The following is an 18,440-nucleotide window of genomic DNA, read 5'->3' on the forward strand; positions in this document are numbered from 1 at the left end:
GCCGCCCGGCCCGCAGGCGTCTCCTAGTCGGTCTTGAGCGGCCGTGCGGCTCCGGCCAGGAGCAGTGCGAGGACTATGGGTGCCATGATGGCCAGCAGCGCCTGGTGGATCCCCACCACGTCGCCGAGGTAGCCCAGCAGGGGCGGGCCGGCCAGGAAAGATATATACCCCAAGGTGGATACAACGCTGACCCGCGCTGCAGCGCGGGCGGGATCGTCAGCTGCAGCGGACATGCCCATGGGGAAGGCCAGCGCCGCACCGATTCCCCAGAGGGCTGCGCCAACTGCTGCTATCCAGACGTTGTCCGCGAGGACGAACAGGCCCAAGCCTGCAGCCGCCGCGGCCATGCTGGCACGCAGCACCGCAACCCTGCCATGCGCGTCGATAACGCGGCCGCCCAGGAACCGCATCGCCGTCATGGCAAGGACAAAGAGCGCGAACATCAGCGCGCCGGTTGAATCGGCAGTTCCCAGCCCGTCCACAGAGGCCTTGGCAATCCAGTCGTTGCCCGCGCCCTCGGTGAGGGTGGCACCGAGCACCACCACGCCGATAAGGAGCGTCCTGCTGTCCCGCCACGCGGACGGCCCCTTGGCTGGTTTCGACTCGCCCTCTGGAAGTGCGGCCGCCACGTGGGGGAGGAAGTAGCGCGGCGCAACAAGTGTTGCCAGCAGCACCACGCCTGCGATGACCAGCAGGTGGAGCGGCAGCCCCACGCCGAGGTTGGACAACCCGGCACCCACCAGCGCACCCACGAAGGCTCCGCCGCTGAAGGCCGCGTGGAACTGGGGCATGATGGTGCGCCGGAGCCGGTGTTCGACGTCGGCGCCCTCAATGTTCTGCGAGACATCCCAGAGGCCGATGGCAATCCCGAAGAAGAACAGGGAGACTGCAGTCCCCGGAATGGACGCGGCGGAGAGGGACACGGCGATGCCCACGCCGGCCGCCGCTGCCAGCACACCGCCGAAGCGGACGGTGTTGGCCGTTCCGATCCGCCCCACCACCAGGCCTGCTGTAGGCAGCGCAAGCAAGGATCCCACTGCGGTGCACAGGAGCAGGGTTCCCATCTGGCCCGAAGTGATCTGCAGGATTTCAGTTACGGCCGGGATGCGGGCCGCCCAGCTGGCAAAGACGAGTCCGTTGATGCCGAAAACCACGAAGGTGGCAGCGGCCGCAGCCGTCACTCCGGCCTCCCGGACCGTGCCGCTTTTAGTGTTCATACGTTCACTGCTTCCACTGGATACCTGCGGATTCGGTTCGGGGCTATGAGTGCGCTGTTACGCCTGCCTGCCGTGGCCCCCGGCAAGGTGTCAGCGTGCACGTTCAACGCGCTTCTCGTCCCACACCGGCTCCGCGGATTCGTAGACCTTGCCGTCGGAGCCGAAGACGAGGAACCGGTCGAAGGTCCGGGCGAACCAGCGGTCGTGCGTCACGGCAAGGACGGTGCCTTCAAAGTGGTCAATGGCCCTCTCCAGTGCCTCGGCCGAGTGCAGGTCCAGGTTGTCCGTGGGCTCGTCGAGCAGCAGCAGGGTGGCACCGGACAGCTGCAGGAGCAGGATCTGGAACCGTGCCTGTTGTCCGCCGGAGAGCGATTCATATTTCTGCTCCGACTGGCCGGCCAGGCCGTACCCGTCCAGGGCGCCCGCCGCCGCTTCACGGCCGAGGCCGGAACGGTGCTCGTCTCCCCGGTGCAGGATCTCCAGCAATGTCTTGCCCAGGAGGTCTGGCCGGACGTGGGTCTGGGCGAAGAAGCCGGGGCGGATCCGCGCACCCAGTTTCACGGTCCCTTCGTGCGGGACCTCCGCGATTTCCACGTCGGATACGGGTACATGCTCGCGTTCGGGGTCGGTGCCGCCCGTGGCGAGCAGCCTCAGGAAGTGGGATTTTCCGGACCCGTTCGAGCCCAGGACTCCCACGCGGTCGCCGAACCACACCTCCGTGGAGAAGGGCTTCATCAGCCCGGTCAGCTCCAGCCGCTCGGCCACGATGGCGCGCTTGGCTGTCCTGCCGCCCTTGAGCCTCATCTGCACGTTCTGTTCCACCGGCAGGGCCTCGGGCGGGCCTGCCTCAAGGAACTTGGCCAGCCGGGTCTGGGCTGCGTGGTACCGGTTGGCCATGTCCGAGCGGAAGGCCGCCTTGTTCTTATACATATTGACGAGTTCCTTGAGCTTCGTGTGCTCCTCGTCCCACCGTTTGCGCAGTTCCTCAAAGCGGGCGTTGCGGTCTGCCCGGGCTTCCACGTAGGAGCCGAACCCGCCGCCGTGGATCCAGGCCGCTGCGCCGTTGATTCCCGGTTCCAGGGTGACGATGCGCCCGGCAGCATTGTTCAGCAGTTCCCGGTCGTGGCTGATGAAGAAGACGGTCTTCCGGGATTCATTGAGCTTGTCTTCAAGCCAGCGCTTGCCGGGCACGTCAAGGTAGTTATCCGGTTCGTCGAGCAGCAGCAGGTCATCCGGGCCGGCAAACAGGGCTTCAAGGACCAGGCGCTTCTGTTCGCCGCCGGAGAGGCTCGACGCCGGGCGGTGCTGCGCGCGGTCGAACGGCAGGCCCAGCGCCGCCATGCACACCTCGTCCCACACGGTCTCCACGTCGTATCCGCCGGCGTCGCCCCAGTCCACGATGGCCTGGGCGTACCGCATCTGGGCGGGCTCGTCGTCGTTCTCCATCATGGCCAGCTCCGCCTCGTCCACCTCGCGGGCGGCCGCGGCCAGCGCCGGGGGAGCTGCGGAGACCAACAGGTCACGGACGGTTGAATTATCGCGGACCTGGCCCACGAACTGGCGCATGATGCCCATGGTCCCGGAGCGGCCCACAACGCCCTCGTCGGGAACCAGATCGCCGGCGATAATCCGGAACAGTGTGGTTTTTCCCGTACCGTTCGGTCCGATCAGGGCTGTCTTGGTGCCGTCCGGAACCTTAAAGGTCACCCCATTCAACAGCTGGGTGCCGTCGGAGAGGAAGTAGTCGATGCCGGAAACGTCAATATGAGCCACGGACTCCATCTTCCCACGCCCGCCGCAGAGTTTTTGGGCAGATACCAGGGCTTACACACCCCTGAAGTCCCCGTATCTGTTCGAAAACTCTAGCCGGCGGCGGTGAGGAAGGCCTTCAGCAGCGGGCCCGAGGTGGTGGCGCCCAGGCCGCCGTCCTCCACGAAGACTGCCACGGCGAGGTCGCCGTGGGTGGCCACAATCCAGGCGTGGGTCTTGGGCGGGTTTTCGTTGCCGAATTCCGCGGTTCCGGTTTTGGCTCCCACGGGTTGGCCGGGGACGCTGGACAGGAACCCGGCGTGGCCGGAGGTCACCACGGCGCGCATCATGTCAGCGAGGGAGGCTGCCTCCGCGGCGGTGATCGGTTTGTCCGACGCGGTTGACGGGGCTTCGGCACTTGCCGTCGCGGAGGGTTGCGCGGACGGTGCAGCGGATCCGCTGGCCGTCCCGGCGGCGGCAGCACCGCCGTCGGGATTGAGGACAAGCTGGGGCGAAACCGGCGCACCCTTGGCCACTGCGCCGGCCATCATCGCGGCGGCCAGCGGAGAGAGCAACACCTTGCCCTGGCCGATCATGGAAGCGGCGTGCTCCGTTCCGGCGGCGGCCGCGGGCACCGAGCCCAGGAAGGCGTCGGCGCCCAGGGACGGCGCTTCAACGGCCAGTCCCATGGCGAGTGCCGCTGCCTCCAGTTGGCCCTGGGACACCGAATCCCGGGCGGCGATGAACGCCGTGTTGCAGGAATGCGCGAAGGCATCCCGGAGCGTCACCGAGCCGAGCGAGCCTTCGGGGTAGCCCTCGGCATTCTTGAACGTGCGCCCGTCGACGTTCAGCGTGGGGGTGCACTGCACCTTTGAGTCCGGTGTCAGCCCGTTGCGGAACATGGCGAGCGAATCAACCATCTTGAACGTCGAGCCGGGCGCGTACTGCCCCAGCATGGCCGTGTTGTAGCCGTTGCTGCCCGGACCGGAGGCTGCGGCGAGGACGGCGCCGGTGGATGGACGGAGTGCCACGATCGCCGAGGCCGGCTTCACGTCCTGGAGGGTGGTCTCGGCCAGGGTCTGCAGGCGCGGATCCAGGGTGGTCTTGAGCGGAGTGCCCGGCTGGGGCGCGATTTCGAAGAGGACGCGGCGCGGGTCCGTGGCCGCGGACTGGATCTGTTCACGGGTCAGGTCAGCGCGCTGGGCGCGGATCACGACGGCGTCAGTTCCCCTGAGCTGCTCGTCGTACTGCTGCTGCAGGCCGCCGACGCCGGTCGCATCTCCGGCGGTCAGCTTGCCTTCCGAGGCTTCGATCTGTTCCGCCGTGGCCTGGCCGACGGACCCGAGCACGGCGCGGGCGAAGGTCCTGTTGGGCGCGAGCGGCACCGAGTCCGGAATGGCGCGGGCACCGGGGATGGCCGCAATCTGTTCGTTGGTGACTGTGCGGCCTTCTTCGCGCAGGGTGATGGCGGGGACGAACGCTTCCGCGCCCGAGGCCTTGACCTGTTGCGTGTACCCGGCCGGGTCCACTCCCACGAGGGCCGCCAGTTTCGCGGCGGAGTCGGCCGGATCTGCGGCGCCCAGTTGCGGCTTGTCGATCCCCACGTTCACCACGGGCCGGTAGGTGACCAACGGGACGTCTCCGGCTCCCAGGATGTCGGCGCGCTGGGGCGACCGGGTGCCTTTGGTCAGGATCTCCGAGTCATTGAGGTCCGGCGCCAGGCTGGCAGGGTTCCAGACCGTCAGCCACTTGTCCCCGGACTTCCGGAAGGCAGCGGACGTGGTGTACTTCCAGTCGCTGTCGGCGATCTTCCAGCTGTAGGTCAAGGGCGCGGACGCATTGTCGCCGTCCAGGGTGATTTCTCCCGCCTCCACGGTGGGCTTGGCCGGGTCCAGGGATGCGAAAACGTTCTTCAGCTGCTCGTTGGCTGCCGCAGTGTCTTTGCCGTCAAAGGCGACACCGCCAACATCGAGTCCGGAAACGGCTGATGCCAGCTGCCGGGCTGCGGCTTCAGCGCCGCCCCGTCCGTCGTCGCACGCCACCAGCGACGTTCCGAGAACGAGCGCAGCTACGGCAAGCGAAAGTTTTGTTGATTTCCCCATGGCGCCATTATCCACCGAGTTGGATGCGCTTTTCCCACGCCACGGCGACGCCGGACGGGCAGGACGGTGGGACCTCGAGGATCCTATGACCCGCCCAGGCCGAGCGTCGGGAGCCCCAGGCCGAACATGTCCCTGAGGGCATACGTGGCGGCGTGCATCCCGGGCATGCCGGTAACTCCGGGACCGGGAGGCGTGGCGGAGGAGCAGAGGTACACCCCGGGCAGCGGGGTCCGCCACGGCACGGGTGACACCACCGGCCGCTGGATGAGGCCCCTGAGGTCCATGGTCCCCACGCTGAAATCCCCGCCAATATAGTTCCTGTTGTAGCGGGCGAGTTCCGCCGCGGTGACGGTGTTGGAGTCCACGATCAGGTCGCGGAATCCGGGAGCGAACCGTTCAAGCTGGGCCGTCACGGACTCGGTCATGTCCTTGGTGGACCCGGCAGGAACGTGGCAGTAGGTCCACAGCGTGTGCCGTCCTGCGGGTGCTCGGGTGGCGTCGAAGCGTGAGGGCTGTGCCACCAGGACATATGGGCGGTCCGGGTGCCGTCCCGCGGTCACCTCATTTTCCGAGCGTGCAATTTCCTCGCGTGTCCCGCCCGCGTGCACGGTTCCCGCGTCAGCCAGTCCGGCGGCCTGCCAGGGAACCGGACCGGACAGGATGAAGTCCACCTTGCAGGAGCCGTTTCCGTAGCGGAAGGATTCCAGCGACGACCGGTAGCGTGGCGGCAGCGCGTCGCCGGCCATGCCGGCGAACCCGCGCGGGGAAACGTTGAGCAGGGATGCCTGCGCGGGCGGAAGGTCGGCGAGCCGGTCCACCGGGGTGTCCGTGTGGATGAGCCCGCCGTGGTCCCGGATGTCCTGTGCCAGCGCAGCCGCGATGGCCGCGGAACCGCCCACCGGAATGGGCCATCCGCCCGCGTGGCCCAGTGCTCCCAGCATCAGGCCCGCGCCGGAGGCCGCCAGTGAGGGTTGGTGGGAGATGGCATGCGCGGCCACTCCACTCAGGAGCGCCGGGGCCTTGTCTTCCCGGAACCTAAGGTTCCACAGGTGGGATCCCTGCTCTGCGGTCCGCGCCCCGAAAATCCCGGCGGCCACCGGATTGCTGGGGATCCGCAGCAGCTGGTCCTGGGTGAAATCCATGATGTCCGCGGTCCGGGCAACCAGCGGCGCCATGAGGTGCCGGTACGCAGCGCCGTCTTTCCCCAGCTCGAACGCCGTCCTGTCCAGTGACCGGTATGCCAGGGCGGCCCGGCCGCCGTCCAGCGGTGAAGCGTAGGAGAGTTCAGGAGTGACCAGGTCCACCCGGCGTGCGAGCTCGAAGGCCCGGAAGAAGGGGGAGGCCAGTGCCATGGGGTGGACAGCCGAACAGACGTCATGGAAGTGGCCCGGCTGCATGAGTTCGGCGGTGCGGGTACCGCCGCCGATTGACCCGGCAGCCTCGAAGACTTCAACGGACAGGCCCGCGCGCGCCATGATGGCCGCAGCCGCAAGTCCGTTGGGTCCTGCACCGACCACGTTGACATCAGGCATGGGTGGATTCCTTCCAGTGCAGCAGCGACCCGGACGTCCGGCGGAAGTCCAGGCGAAGCCGGTCGGATGCGTTGCTGAACGGGCCGCCGTGCGGATCATCAAGGTTGTGCCGGCGGATGGGGTCGTAGCGGGGATCGTAGATATCCCAGATGACCCGGGCCATAAGGTAGGCCAGCGCAATCATGTGCGCTGCCACCGCCAGCACGTAGTAGGGCATGTCCAGGTTGTGCTGGGAGGAGCCCGCGCTGGTCACCTGCCCAAGGTACATCCACACCGCGGCCCAGTGCAGGCCCTCGATTCCCTGCCACACCAGGAAATCCCGCCACTTTGGACGGGCCAGCGCAAGCAGCGGAATGAGCCAGAGCACGAACTGGGGGGAATAGGCCTTCCCCGTCAGGACGAAGGCAGCCACCAGCAGGAACACCAGCTGGGCCAGGCGCGGCCGGCGCGGAGCAGACAGGGCAACGACAGCGAGCAGGATGCACGCTAGGGCGAACAATCCGGTGGACAGCAGGTCAGTTGCATCCGGGCTGATGACGGGCCGCTGAAGCTTGGCCGCCACAAGGTTGTAGGCGAACCACGGCGAACCATATCCAGCGTCCTGGCTGGCGTTAAATTGGAAGTAATAGGCCCAGCCCGCGGGATTAGCTGCTGCGAACGGAAGATTGACCGCTGCCCAGCTGACCGCCGCGGCGGAGGCGGTGGCGAGCAGCGGCCGGAATTTTCCGGTCCGTACGGCCAATAGGAGGATGGCGGCGGGGAACAGGAGGGCATAGGCGTTGGCCGCTACCGCCAGTCCGGTCAGGATTCCGGCCGCGACGGGACGCTGGGCGGCAAAAAAGTACATGCCGACGGCCAACAGGCATACAGCCCAGAGGTCCCAGTTGACGGTGCCCGCCAAGACCAGGCCGGGCGCCACGGCCACCATGGCCGCATCCCACGGACGGCGGGCAGAAATCCGGGCTGTAGCAAGAACGGCAATCATTGCGGCCACGGCGAGCAGGACGGCGTTGATGTCGAAGAAAGCCAGCACCCGGGCATCGGAGATGCCCTGGCCCGGGACCAGCAGTGATGTCACACCCGCAACAAGGCCCACCACAACGGGGTACTCGAAAGCGCTGCTGACGACGGGGAAGGCGCCATCGGCAAGGCCCCGGTTGCGGAACAGCTCGGGAAGGTCGGAATAGCAGGTGGCGTAAAACTGCGTGGGGGATTCCCATCCGTACGCCCGGCAGTACCCCTTAACAAGGATTCCCAGGAGGGCGGCAGCGAGGGTCAGCAGAATCAGCACACGATCCACGGTGAACGGGCCGGGGGATACCACTCCCGGCTCCGATCTGCGCCCCAGCGGTCCGCCCACCAGCTCGGTGAAGTTCCGGAGCAGCACGTCGCTGCGGCTGGGAACAACCAGCCTGGACCGTCCACGGTGCCCCCGGGGCTCGGTGTCCTGCATGTTCCCGAGCTTACAGCCCGCCCCCGGGCGGGAAGCCACGGGGGCGGGTGTCAGCGCAGGCCTCCCATTTGCTGGTGCATCAGTGCGAAGGCGTCGTCGCGGCGCTGTTCCAGCAGCCGGCTGTTGAACCCGGCCTGGGCCGGCCTACTGCGGATGCGGGCCAGGAGCTTGCGAATTATTCGGATCAAGGTAATCACCCCCTTTGGAAGGTGCAAGGAAGATTTTGGGCACGGCAAATAGAGCCATTGCCGAAAGGGAATTTGGGCATAAGGAATCACCGAAAATGGCGCATCGAAATTCGGTGAATCAGGCGGCAATTAAATGCGTGCCCGGATAAACGGGAATACCGTCAGAAGGAGGCAGGACCCGGATGCGGCCGCGGGAGGAACGGGCACCTGTGCAGGGGAAGCCAAGGCAACCCCGGCAGGCCGGCAATAGCGGCATGCACAGGGCACGGCTCTCAGCTAAATTACACTCAGGCTTCCGGCAGGTCCGGCATCAGGCAATCCGCCGCCAATGCAGCGGGATCACGGGCTAGTGGCCGGCGCGGCCCTGCGGAAAGTGCACCTCGTGCGCGGAAGCCGGGGCAGCGTTGACGGCCACATTCCATTCGCCAGTCAAAGTCATCATTCTCCCAACCTCCTCTTCTTTCATTCGCGGCATCGTGGGGATGCCGCAGCACGGGCAATGCCCCGGCAGAAAAGTCCTGGGGCTAGGAATAAAGGTACACCACGAATTACGCTGCGGCCATCCTTTTGTGCACGAAAAACATAAATTCTTTAAGGAACTGGTTTTCAGAGTCCCCAGCGGACAATTGCGGGAGTTTTCTTATCCCATCCGAGCGTGCATACCTTTGCCGTGCCGAGGACGAAATGCCGGCCCTCAACCGGAGGCAGTTCCAGCCAGCGTGCCGTCAGGATGCGGGAAAAATGCCCATGGGCCACCACCAGCACGTTGTCCATTCCCGATTCGAGGACCCGGCCGATGATCTTGTCAGCCCTCGCCGCCACTTCGTCCAGGCTCTCGCCATTAGGCACCCCGTTGGTCCAGATCAGGTAGTCCGGGTTGTCCTTGCGGATGAGGTCGGAGCTGATGCCCTCGTAGTCACCGTAATTCCATTCGACGGCGAGGGGTTCGTGCTGGGCATCAGGGAAGCCCGCCAGCTCAGCCGTCCGGCGCGCACGGCGCAACGGGGACGTGAGGACCAGGTCGAAGTCAACGCCATCCAGTACCTTGCGGGCTTCAACGGCCTGCTGTTCACCTTCAACGGTGAGCGGCAGGTCCGTGAGCCCCGTGTACTGGCCGCTCTTGGACCACTCCGTCTCCCCGTGGCGGAGGATCCAGAGCTGGGGGCGCGGGGCGAGGGCGGGATTGGTCACTTGGACTCCTCAACGTGGGACGGTACGACGCCGGCGGGGGACTCTCCGTCCGCCGGTTCGGCAGGTGCTGCTTCAGGCTGTTCGGCCCACCAGCGGAGGAGCCTGGCCTCCGCGTCGTCGGCGGCCAGTGGTCCATGCTCCATCCGCTCATTGAGGAGGAACTTGTAGGCCCTGCCCACAACCGGTCCGGGCTTGAGGCCCAGCAGGGACATGATTTGCGCCCCGTCCAGGTCCGGGCGGACCGCCTCCAGGGACTCCTGTTCACGCAGCGCCGCGATCCGTTCCTCGAGGTCGTCGTAGGCGAAGGACAACCTGTCGGCCTTGCGCTGGTTGCGGGTGGTGACGTCGGAGCGGGTAAGGCGGTGCAGCCGCTCCAGCTGGGGCCCGGCATCGGTGACATAGCGGCGGACGGCTGAATCGCTCCACCCGGCGTCCCCGTAGCCGTAGAAGCGCATGTGCAGTTCCACCAGGCGGGCCACGGACTTGATGGTGTCGTTGTCAAAGCGCAGGGTTTTCATCCGCTTCGTGGTGAGTTTGGCACCCACCATGTCGTGGTGCCGGAAGCTCACCGCGCCGCCCTGTTCGAAGCGGCGCGTAGCCGGCTTGCCGACGTCGTGCATCAACGCCGCGAACCGCAGGACGAAGTCGGGGCCGGGGACGGGTCCTTCCGCGTCTGTTTCAAGAGCCGCCGCCTGCTCCAGAACCTGCAGCGAATGCTGGTATACGTCCTTGTGCCGGTGGTGTTCGTCAGACTCGAGCCGGAGCGCGGACACCTCGGGCAGCACAAACTCGGCGAGGCCCGTGTCCACCAGCAGGTCCACACCCACGCGGGGGCGGGCGCCGCAAATGAGCTTGACCAGTTCGTCGCGGATCCGCTCGGCGGAAATGATGCCGATCCGTTCGGCCATGCCGGTCATGGCCTTGCGGACGTCGTCGTGGACGGACACACCCAGCTGGGATGCGAACCGGGCGGCCCGCATCATCCGCAGCGGATCGTCGGAGAAGGACGCCTCTGGCGACCCCGGCGTCGCCAGTACGGAGGCGTGGAGGTCCCGGACCCCGCCGAAGGGATCCACCAGTTCCATGGACGGGAGTTTCAGGGCCATGGCGTTGATGGTGAAGTCGCGGCGCAGCAGGTCGTCAGTTAGCGATGATCCAAAGGCCACCACGGGCTTCCGGGAGTCTGGATCGTAGGCCTCGGCCCGGTAGGTGGTGATCTCGATCTGGAATCCGGCCTTGCGCATGCCGATGGTTCCGAAGGCGCGGCCGATTTCCCAGAAGTTGTCCGCCCACTTCTTAATAAGGGCAACTGTCTGGTCCGGGGTGGCGTCGGTAGTGAAGTCCAGGTCCGGCGAGGTCCGGCCGAGAAAGAGATCACGCACGGGGCCGCCCACCAGCGACAGTTCGTGGCCGGCGTCGACGAAGCGCTGGCCAAGCTCCAGGACCACCGGGTCCACCTGGAAATCGACGGTGTGGGAATCAGTCTTGTGATGTGCGTGCGCCATAGTTACTTAAGCTTGGCAGAAACCGGGGGCACGGCAGGCCAAAAAGTCCGTCAAGATCCGTGGGATTCACGGGCCGCCGCGAAACTGCGTCATATGCCGTCCATGTTTGCGTCATGTTCCGGTCATCACGAACGGGCAACAGTCGTTAGAGTGGACTCCATGGCCCATCCAGTACCGAGCGCTCCAGGCAGGAGGACAAACGCACCATTGCCGTCGGCAATCGGTGCGCACGTTGCCCCTGCCACGCACTCGGCGCCTGCGTCGCTGCCAACGGTGGAGGAAGTTTCCGCCGGCGGCGTGGTGGTTGACACGTCCGACGCCGAGCTTCGGGTTGCGATTATCGCCCGCCTTAACCGCGGGGGACGACTGGAGTGGTGCCTGCCCAAGGGCCACCCGGAGGGCAAAGAGAACAACGAAGAGGCTGCGGTCCGCGAAATCGCCGAGGAAACCGGCATCGAGGGCACCATCCTGGCCCCCCTGGGCAGCATCGACTACTGGTTTACCGTCAGCGGCCACCGCGTCCACAAGACAGTGCACCACTACCTGCTGCGTGCCACCGGCGGTGAACTGACCATCGAGAACGATCCCGACCAGGAGGCCGTGGACGTTGCCTGGGTTCCCATCCAGGAGCTGGCCAGGAAGCTTTCATTCCCCAATGAGCGGCGCATCGCCGACCTCGCGCGTGAGGTCCTGCCCGGCCACCTCTGACGGCGGAAAGGCCCGGCGTGCAGCGGCGTTGCGGTGTTAAGCGCCTCCGGGTGAGACGATGAACTCGATGTCAGCTACCAACTTTCCTTCCGACAATGCGGGCCGGACCGGCAATGCCGCGCCGGAAGGCCTCCCCGAAGAACCTGCGGCTCCGGCCACCGCGCCAGCATCTTCAGGAGCCAGCGAAACCCGCTCCAGCGCCATCATGGCCGCCGGTACCCTGGTGTCCCGGTTCCTGGGCTTCGGCAAGACCTGGATGCTCGGAACGGCCCTGGGCCTCGGCTCCACGGTCAACGACACGTTCATCAATGCCAACAACCTGCCCAACCTGATTTTCCTGCTGGTGGCCGGCGGTGTCTTCAACGCCGTCCTGGTGCCGCAGATCATCAAAGCCAGCAAGGCTCCGGACAGGGGAGCGGACTACATCAGCCGCCTCCTGACCCTTGCAGTCCTGCTGTTGCTGGGTCTCACTGCACTGGTGACGCTGGCTGCGCCGCTTGTCATCGACATCACCACGCAGGGATACAGTCCGCAGCAGAAGGCCCTGGCCGTCACCTTCGCATTCTGGTGCCTGCCCCAGATTTTCTTCTACGGCCTGTATGCCCTCCTCACCCAGGTCCTCAATGCCAACGGGGCTTTTGGGCCTGCCATGTGGGCGCCCATCCTGAACAACCTGGTGGCCATTGCCGGCCTGGGGATGTTCATCTGGATTTTTGGCACCAATGAGATCAGCCCGCACACCCTGGATAACTGGGGGTCCACGCAGACGCTGTTCGTGGCAGGGTTCTCCACCATCGGTGTGCTGGCCCAGACGGCCATCCTGATGATTCCGGTCTTCCGGCTCAAACTTGGCCTCCGTCCACGGTTCGGGTGGCGCGGCGTGGGACTCGGCCAGGCAGCCAAGCTGAGCGTGTGGACCCTGCTGACGGCCGCCGTCGGGCAGCTCGCCTTCCTGTACGTCATGCGCATCGCCACGATTCCCGGCGCCGAACGCCTCCGCCTCGCGCAGGCGGACAATCCAGCCGCGGACATGCTGCCCGGCAACGCCGTGCTGGAGGTGGCCAGCCAGCTGTACCTGCTGCCACATTCGATCATCGCCCTGTCCCTGGCCACGGTCCTCTTCAACCGGATGACCCGGGCTTCCCAGGACGGCAACCGGGCGGAGCTGCGGGATGCCCTCTCCCACGGCCTGCGGACCATGGCCGTGGCCACCGTCTTCGGCGCCCTGGCACTCTTTGCCCTGGCCGGACCGCTGGGTATGTTCTTCTCCGGCGGCTCGCGTAACGACGGCGTCATGCTGGCCCAGACGCTCACCATCCTGGCTCTGAGCACGCCATTCATGAGTGCCAACTTCATGATGTCCCGCGTCTTCTACGCCAATGAGGATGCACGCACCCCGTTCTACGTCCAGCTGCTGCTCGCCGTGGTGTACGTGGTGGGGGCCTTTGCCATCCAGTTCATGCCGGTGGGCCAGATCATCTATGCAATCGCCGTCCTGTACATGGTGGGCAATATCCTCTCCGTGGTGATCAGCGCGTTCTTCCTGCGGCGCCTGCTCGGCAACCTGGACGGTCCGCGGATTGCCAATGCCTATATCCGCATGGGCTATGCCGCACTGGGCGCGGCGATCGCGGGCGCCGGCGCCCTGTGGCTGATGGGCAGCTACAGCCCGGACGGCTTCGCCTGGAGCGGCCGCATCCAAGCCCTGGTGACGCTCATCGTCGTGGGCCCCGTGATGCTGTCCGTGTACTTCCTGCTCCTCAGGCTGTTCCGCGTCTCCGAGCTGACGGACATGCTCCGGCCCCTGCTCGGACGGCTTGGACGTGGCGGCCAAGTGGCGCCCGCAGCGGCAGGCGGGGTCCCGCCGTCGTCCGCTCCCGAGGGCACCCCCTCAGTGGAAGCCGGGCCGGCAGCGGAGCGTCCCGCCCGTGCAACCACCTCGGTGGACACTGGCCTCATTCCGCGCATTTCCGGCGAGTTTGATGCCGTGTCGTTCAGGGCAGGTCCGGAGCCTGAGCGGGAATCCTCCAGCGCGCAGTACGACGACGGCGCCTCGGGACCGGACGACGGCAGCTACCTGCCCGGAGAGGAGCAGTCCAGCACTGCGCGCGGCGGATTGCTCCGCGAGCAGATTCCGCTGCCGGGCCGGCGTACTTTCCAGGGCAAGGCGGGCCAGAACCCCTATTTCAGCCGCCGGCGCCCCCGGAAAAAGTGACGTCGACGCTGTTTCTGCGCTTCGTTCTCCGCAGCCGCCCACCCTCAATCGGCTAGGATCGGAAGGGTACAGGGGGAAGTTGTATCCGGGAGACCGCCGTATTGCCGTCCGCGGACGGCAGGGTCATCCATGCCGGAAATCCCGGAAAATCTAGGAGGAACACGTGTCCAACCCGATCGATGTCGGATCAGTACTGGGCGGCCGCTACAAGGTTACGGCCACGGTATTGACCTCGCATGACCACGATCTGGTGCTGGATGGTGTGGACCAGGTCCTCAACCGCCCGGTCAGCATCCTGGTTGCCGGACCCCAGAACACCGAACAGGTGGCCCAGAGCGCACGCGAAGTAGCCACCGGCGAACGTCCCGGCACGGTGCAGGTGCTGGACCTCGGCGTCACCGAGGCCGCCACGTACCTCATCACCAACCACACGTCGGCAGCAGACCTGCTGGACCTCGTGGTGGCTTCCAACCCGCCCTACGTGGAGCCGTTCTTCACGGACACGCTGGGCAGCGAGATCTTCGGGCAGGCCCGCTCGTACGAGCCCGAACCCTATGACGAAGAAGAAAACGTCGAGGCCGGCTACATCAATTACTCTGACACGCACCCCAGCCAGGTCGATCCCTACCGGGATGCTCCTACTGTGCCGCCCAAGCCTCCGGTGCGTCCCGCCACGGCACCTGTTGCACCTGCCGCCGCCCGCAACAGCGGTTCCGGCGCTGCAGCCGCCGGCGCCGGGGTTGCCGGTGTGGGTGCGGCGGCCGCTGCTGCCGGCCGTACTCCCTCTTCCGCGCAGGCCGATGCCGAGGCCACTGCTGCCCACCCCATGCAGCCTTCTGCCGGCCGTTCCCCCGAAACCAACGGTAGTGGGCCAACTGCCGGTCCCTCAGACTCCGGGCGTCCAAAGGTTTCCCTGTGGTCCGACGACGACTACGCCCAGGCGGATACCCAGGACGACTACGACTACCAGTACGAGGAAGAACCGGTTGAGGAGCGCGCTCCGGCCAACAAGAAGGGCTCACTCTTTGCCAGGGCGGCAGCACCGGCCGCCGCTGGCGCGTCTTTCGCAGGCCGGGGCAATGATGACGATGACCGTGAGGACTACGACGACGACCAGGACGACACAGCGCGCGAGCCGCGGTCCATGCGGTGGCTTGTTGGGGGACTCCTGGCAGTAGTCCTCATCGCCGGACTGATTTTTGCCGTGACCAACCTCGGCAGCCTCTTCACCCAGCCGCAGGCCGGAAGCCCGGCACCCGCAGCTACAACCGGCGCTCCCGAAGCTTCGGCAGCTCCCACGCAGGCGCCCACGTCCGCCGCACCGGCAGTTCCCCCTGCGATCGAAAGCGTGACCCGCCAGGGCAACTTCGACTTTGCAGCCACCTTCGACGGCGACCTGGTCAAGGCCTATGACGGCAACGCTGCCAGCTACTGGTCTGACATGGAATTCGCCACGGAGAACTGGGGTGGACTCGCACCCGACGGCGTCACACTTGCGGTCAAGCTGAAGAGTGCGGCCACGGTCTCCTCCATCACGCTCTCGCAGCTTGGGGGATCGGGCGGCAGCATGACCGTTTACACCAATGACCGGCCATCGCTTGACGGTGCCAAGTCCGTGGGAACCAACAGTTTCACGTCCGGTGACCTGAACCTGCCGCTTGCTGAACCCGTCAAGGCGCAGTACGTCATCGTCGCCATCAATGCGCTTCCCAAGCTCGCGGCACCCAAGACCCGGTACGGCTACGGTCTTCGCCTGGCCGAGATCAAGGTTCAGTAGCCAGCCACGGTAACCTCTACATGCCGGCCCGGGCATGCCCTGTAATCTGGAAAGAGCGTCCTGCTGAGATAGCTCCTTTCCATCTGTCTGTGATCTTCTCTGCCTGGACGCCGGAATATTCAGCATCTAGAAGCAGTTGTGCCATGTGGCCGGCCTTCACACGGAGGCACGTCGAACAAGGAAGAGGTTCACCGTTCAGTGACCATCGCAGAAACCACCGCGTCCGAAGTACGTGATGTCATCATTGTCGGCTCAGGCCCGGCGGGTTACACGGCAGCCGTCTACACTGCCCGTGCCAATCTCAAGCCTCTACTGTTCGCAGGATCGGTTACCGCCGGTGGCGAGCTCATGAACACCACAGACGTGGAAAACTACCCCGGGTTCCCCGAGGGCATCATGGGTCCGGACCTGATGGAAAACTTCGAGAAGCAGGCCACCCGCTTCGGAACCGAGATCCAGTTTGAGGATGTCACCGCTCTGGATCTCGAAGGGGCCGTCAAGTCGGTAACCATCGCAACGGGGGAGACCTTCCAAGCACGGTCCATCATTCTGTCCACTGGCTCCGCGTACCGCGAGCTCGGCCTGCCCAATGAAAAGCGGCTGTCAGGCCACGGTGTGAGCTGGTGTGCAACCTGCGACGGTTTCTTTTTCAAGGACCAGGACATCGCCGTCATTGGTGGTGGCGACTCTGCCATGGAGGAGGCTCTCTTCCTCACAAAGTTCGCCAAGTCCGTGACCGTAGTGCACCGCCGCGATTCCCTGAAGGCATCCAAGATCATGGCGGACCGCGCCCTGGCCCACGACAAGATCAAGTTCATTTGGAACAGCACCGTGGAAGACGTCATCGGCGAATCGAAAGTCACCGCGCTGAAGTTGAAGAACCTGGTGGACGGAGACGTTACCGACCTCGCCGTTACGGGTGTCTTCGTTGCCATCGGCAATGACCCCCGGACCGACTTGGTGAGCGACGTCCTTGACCTCACCCCGCAGGGCACCATTGCAGTACAGGGCCGGAGTTCCAAAACGAGCATCCCCGGCGTCTTCGCAGCCGGCGATGTCGTGGACCCGACGTACCGTCAGGCTATCACCGCGTCCGGTTCGGGCTGCGTGGCCGCAATTGACGTTGAACACTACCTGGCGGAACTTCCCGCCTAAACGCTGACGAAAACATACCGAGAAGAAAGAGTGGCTATGAGCAACGCTAAAGACGTAACCGACGCAAGTTTCGGCACCGACGTACTGTCTTCGGAGAAGCCGGTGATCGTGGACTTCTGGGCTGAGTGGTGCGGTCCGTGCCGCAAGCTGGGTCCTATCCTGGATGAGATCTCCGTGGAGTACGGCGAGAAGGTTGACGTCGTCAAGGTGAACGTCGACGACAACCCCGCCATCGCTGCCGAATACGGCATCACCTCCATCCCCGCCGTGTATCTCTTCCAGGGCGGCGAAGTGAAGAACACGGTTATTGGTGCAAAGCCGAAGCAGTTCTTCGAAAAGGAATTTGCTGACGTTCTTTCCTAGGTGCATCCCCCGGTAGGGGAGTTGATGCCTCATTGAGTGGCCATCGCCGTTTAGGCGGTGGCCACTCTTCTTTTAGTTGATCATCCTATTCAGGCTTCAAGAGCAGACAGTAGAAACTGCTTGGATACTTCTCACAGTTGCTTTCCTAAACAGTCAGCGACGGGTTACGAAATGATCCAGACTCGTTGCGCTTGGTTTCACGTGAAACAGCACTAAGGGCATTTGAGCTTTGCTTTGTTCATTGCCACCTAGTCGCCCCATCACGTTGACCGCTGCGGGACATTGAGGATCTCAACCCATCTGCGTGGGGTTTGCGGCCGCTATCTAAATAGACACGGACAAATCGAGAAAACGCCTCCGTCTGATCCTTCGCCCTGCAGCCGAAACCGCCGGATACATGCAGACGATGAGAAACCGCGAAATTGCATTGTGTTGTACCTCAAACTGCGGCGTCCCTAGAGAATACTTTCGGAACTACAGCGCGTACCCTGAGAGCTGGGCGTTTCACGTGAAACACCAGTCCCTTCTAGGGAGTTATCGCAGCAGCTCTTCCCGCCCAGCGCCGCGCATCGCAGCCCGCAGCCCGCAGCCCGCAGCCCGCAGCCCGCAATGAGATTTTCCATCTTCCGGTACTCACGGATGACACGACTAGACACTGCTCCGCCGGAAGTCGGCCTATCCGAGAGCACGTTGACCGGATTCTGTGGGCAGGCACCAACTTGGCTACTTCCAAGATGTCTTGGAACTCGGAATCAGATGGAGACTCCGACGATGCAATCCAGGAGTTGTGGGTCGCACGTAAGCCATCGCGGACTGCAACTGCCCGTGGCCAGGTCCGGTGCCCATCCATTCCATGAGCCACATCGCCGTCGCAAACGTCGGAGCGAACGCATGCCGTCGAACATGCACTAATGCGAGTCGCCCCATACCCGCGGGTGAACCCCGAAGACAGCGGTGGATCATGCGGAAGAAGCGAAGTGACGCAACCAGCGTTCCTCAGAAGCATCACCCGCCGGCATCCGATGCAAATCCATAATGCCCTCTTCGTTCTTGGCTGTCGCGCGGTCAATGGACCTCCGGACCACTCGCCGCAGTAGGTCAGGCACAGCCCCTCTGCAACTAGCTATGTGGCTCCTTTCGCAGCCATCACCCCGCCATAAGGGCCTATTGGACAGCACGAAGACATTCAGTCAGCGTACGAGGCGTCCGTCTGTGAATGCCGCACGCGCCTGAATGGCTCTATTGCTGTTTCGCAAGGTCTCCTCAACCAACTAACGTCGTCAGC

General features: G+C 64.9%; 13 protein-coding genes. 5 read left to right on the forward strand and 8 right to left on the reverse strand.

Going from position 1 to position 18,440, the window contains the following annotated elements:
* Window positions 1–23: 23 nt before the first annotated feature.
* The 8 genes from UC32_RS10830 to UC32_RS10860 form a co-directional block, all read right to left on the reverse strand.
* Entirely contained in the window at window positions 24–1,217 is a 1,194-nt protein-coding gene (locus tag UC32_RS10830) for an MFS transporter (RefSeq protein WP_045731234.1), read from the reverse strand.
* Between the two features lie 90 nt (window positions 1,218–1,307).
* A complete protein-coding gene (locus tag UC32_RS10835; protein WP_045731319.1) occupies window positions 1,308–2,990 on the reverse strand; it encodes an ABC-F family ATP-binding cassette domain-containing protein in 1,683 nt (560 codons plus the stop codon).
* 89 nt (window positions 2,991–3,079) lie between these two features.
* Complete coding sequence (locus tag UC32_RS10840; RefSeq protein ID WP_045731235.1) at window positions 3,080–5,068, reverse strand: penicillin-binding transpeptidase domain-containing protein; 1,989 nt, start codon at window positions 5,066–5,068, stop codon at window positions 3,080–3,082.
* 83 nt (window positions 5,069–5,151) lie between these two features.
* Window positions 5,152–6,600, reverse strand: coding sequence for a phytoene desaturase family protein (locus tag UC32_RS10845; RefSeq protein ID WP_045731236.1), 1,449 nt, complete (start codon window positions 6,598–6,600; stop codon window positions 5,152–5,154).
* Window positions 6,593–8,053, reverse strand: coding sequence for a glycosyltransferase family 87 protein (locus tag UC32_RS10850; RefSeq protein ID WP_045731237.1), 1,461 nt, complete (start codon window positions 8,051–8,053; stop codon window positions 6,593–6,595). The genes UC32_RS10845 and UC32_RS10850 overlap by 8 nt, the downstream gene beginning before the upstream one ends.
* A 50-nt stretch (window positions 8,054–8,103) precedes the next feature.
* On the reverse strand, window positions 8,104–8,241 hold the full coding sequence (locus UC32_RS20785) for a hypothetical protein (RefSeq protein ID WP_200896368.1): 138 nt from the start codon (window positions 8,239–8,241) through the stop codon (window positions 8,104–8,106).
* Window positions 8,242–8,847: 606 nt separating this feature from the next.
* A complete protein-coding gene (locus UC32_RS10855) occupies window positions 8,848–9,432 on the reverse strand; it encodes a histidine phosphatase family protein (protein WP_045731238.1) in 585 nt (194 codons plus the stop codon).
* Window positions 9,429–10,937, reverse strand: coding sequence for a CCA tRNA nucleotidyltransferase (locus UC32_RS10860; protein WP_045731239.1), 1,509 nt, complete (start codon window positions 10,935–10,937; stop codon window positions 9,429–9,431). Before UC32_RS10860 ends, UC32_RS10855 begins: the two co-directional genes overlap by 4 nt.
* A gap of 159 nt (window positions 10,938–11,096) precedes the next feature.
* Here UC32_RS10860 and UC32_RS10865 point away from each other — a divergent pair, with 159 nt between their 5' ends.
* The 5 genes from UC32_RS10865 to trxA all read left to right on the forward strand — a co-directional run bounded on the left by UC32_RS10865 (window position 11,097) and on the right by trxA (window position 17,155).
* Window positions 11,097–11,645 (forward strand): NUDIX hydrolase, encoded by a 549-nt coding sequence (locus UC32_RS10865; protein ID WP_235423644.1) that lies wholly within the window; start codon window positions 11,097–11,099, stop codon window positions 11,643–11,645.
* A gap of 67 nt (window positions 11,646–11,712) precedes the next feature.
* A complete protein-coding gene (gene murJ, locus UC32_RS10870; RefSeq protein ID WP_045731241.1) occupies window positions 11,713–13,860 on the forward strand; it encodes a murein biosynthesis integral membrane protein MurJ in 2,148 nt (715 codons plus the stop codon).
* A gap of 163 nt (window positions 13,861–14,023) precedes the next feature.
* Window positions 14,024–15,637 (forward strand): protein kinase family protein, encoded by a 1,614-nt coding sequence (locus UC32_RS10875; protein ID WP_045731242.1) that lies wholly within the window; start codon window positions 14,024–14,026, stop codon window positions 15,635–15,637.
* Window positions 15,638–15,835: 198 nt separating this feature from the next.
* Entirely contained in the window at window positions 15,836–16,792 is a 957-nt protein-coding gene (gene trxB, locus UC32_RS10880; protein WP_045731243.1) for a thioredoxin-disulfide reductase, read from the forward strand.
* A gap of 36 nt (window positions 16,793–16,828) precedes the next feature.
* Window positions 16,829–17,155 (forward strand): thioredoxin, encoded by a 327-nt coding sequence (gene trxA, locus UC32_RS10885; protein ID WP_015939073.1) that lies wholly within the window; start codon window positions 16,829–16,831, stop codon window positions 17,153–17,155.
* The last annotated feature ends 1,285 nt before the right edge of the window (window positions 17,156–18,440 follow it).

The sequence above is a fragment of the Pseudarthrobacter chlorophenolicus genome (assembly GCF_000962805.1).
GTDB lineage: Bacteria > Actinomycetota > Actinomycetes > Actinomycetales > Micrococcaceae > Arthrobacter > Arthrobacter chlorophenolicus_A.

Bases quoted from the DNA above. Each gene is read 5' to 3' on its own strand.
- UC32_RS10830 (WP_045731234.1), bottom strand. From the start codon at position 1,217: ATGAACACTAAAAGCGGCACGGTCCGGGAGGCCGGAGTGACGGCTGCG.
- UC32_RS10840 (WP_045731235.1), bottom strand. From the start codon at position 5,068: ATGGGGAAATCAACAAAACTTTCGCTTGCCGTAGCTGCGCTCGTTCTC.
- UC32_RS10845 (WP_045731236.1), bottom strand. From the start codon at position 6,600: ATGCCTGATGTCAACGTGGTCGGTGCAGGACCCAACGGACTTGCGGCT.
- UC32_RS10850 (WP_045731237.1), bottom strand. From the start codon at position 8,053: ATGCAGGACACCGAGCCCCGGGGGCACCGTGGACGGTCCAGGCTGGTT.
- UC32_RS10860 (WP_045731239.1), bottom strand. From the start codon at position 10,937: ATGGCGCACGCACATCACAAGACTGATTCCCACACCGTCGATTTCCAG.
- UC32_RS10865 (WP_235423644.1), top strand. From the start codon at position 11,097: ATGGCCCATCCAGTACCGAGCGCTCCAGGCAGGAGGACAAACGCACCA.
- murJ (WP_045731241.1), top strand. From the start codon at position 11,713: ATGTCAGCTACCAACTTTCCTTCCGACAATGCGGGCCGGACCGGCAAT.
- trxA (WP_015939073.1), top strand. From the start codon at position 16,829: ATGAGCAACGCTAAAGACGTAACCGACGCAAGTTTCGGCACCGACGTA.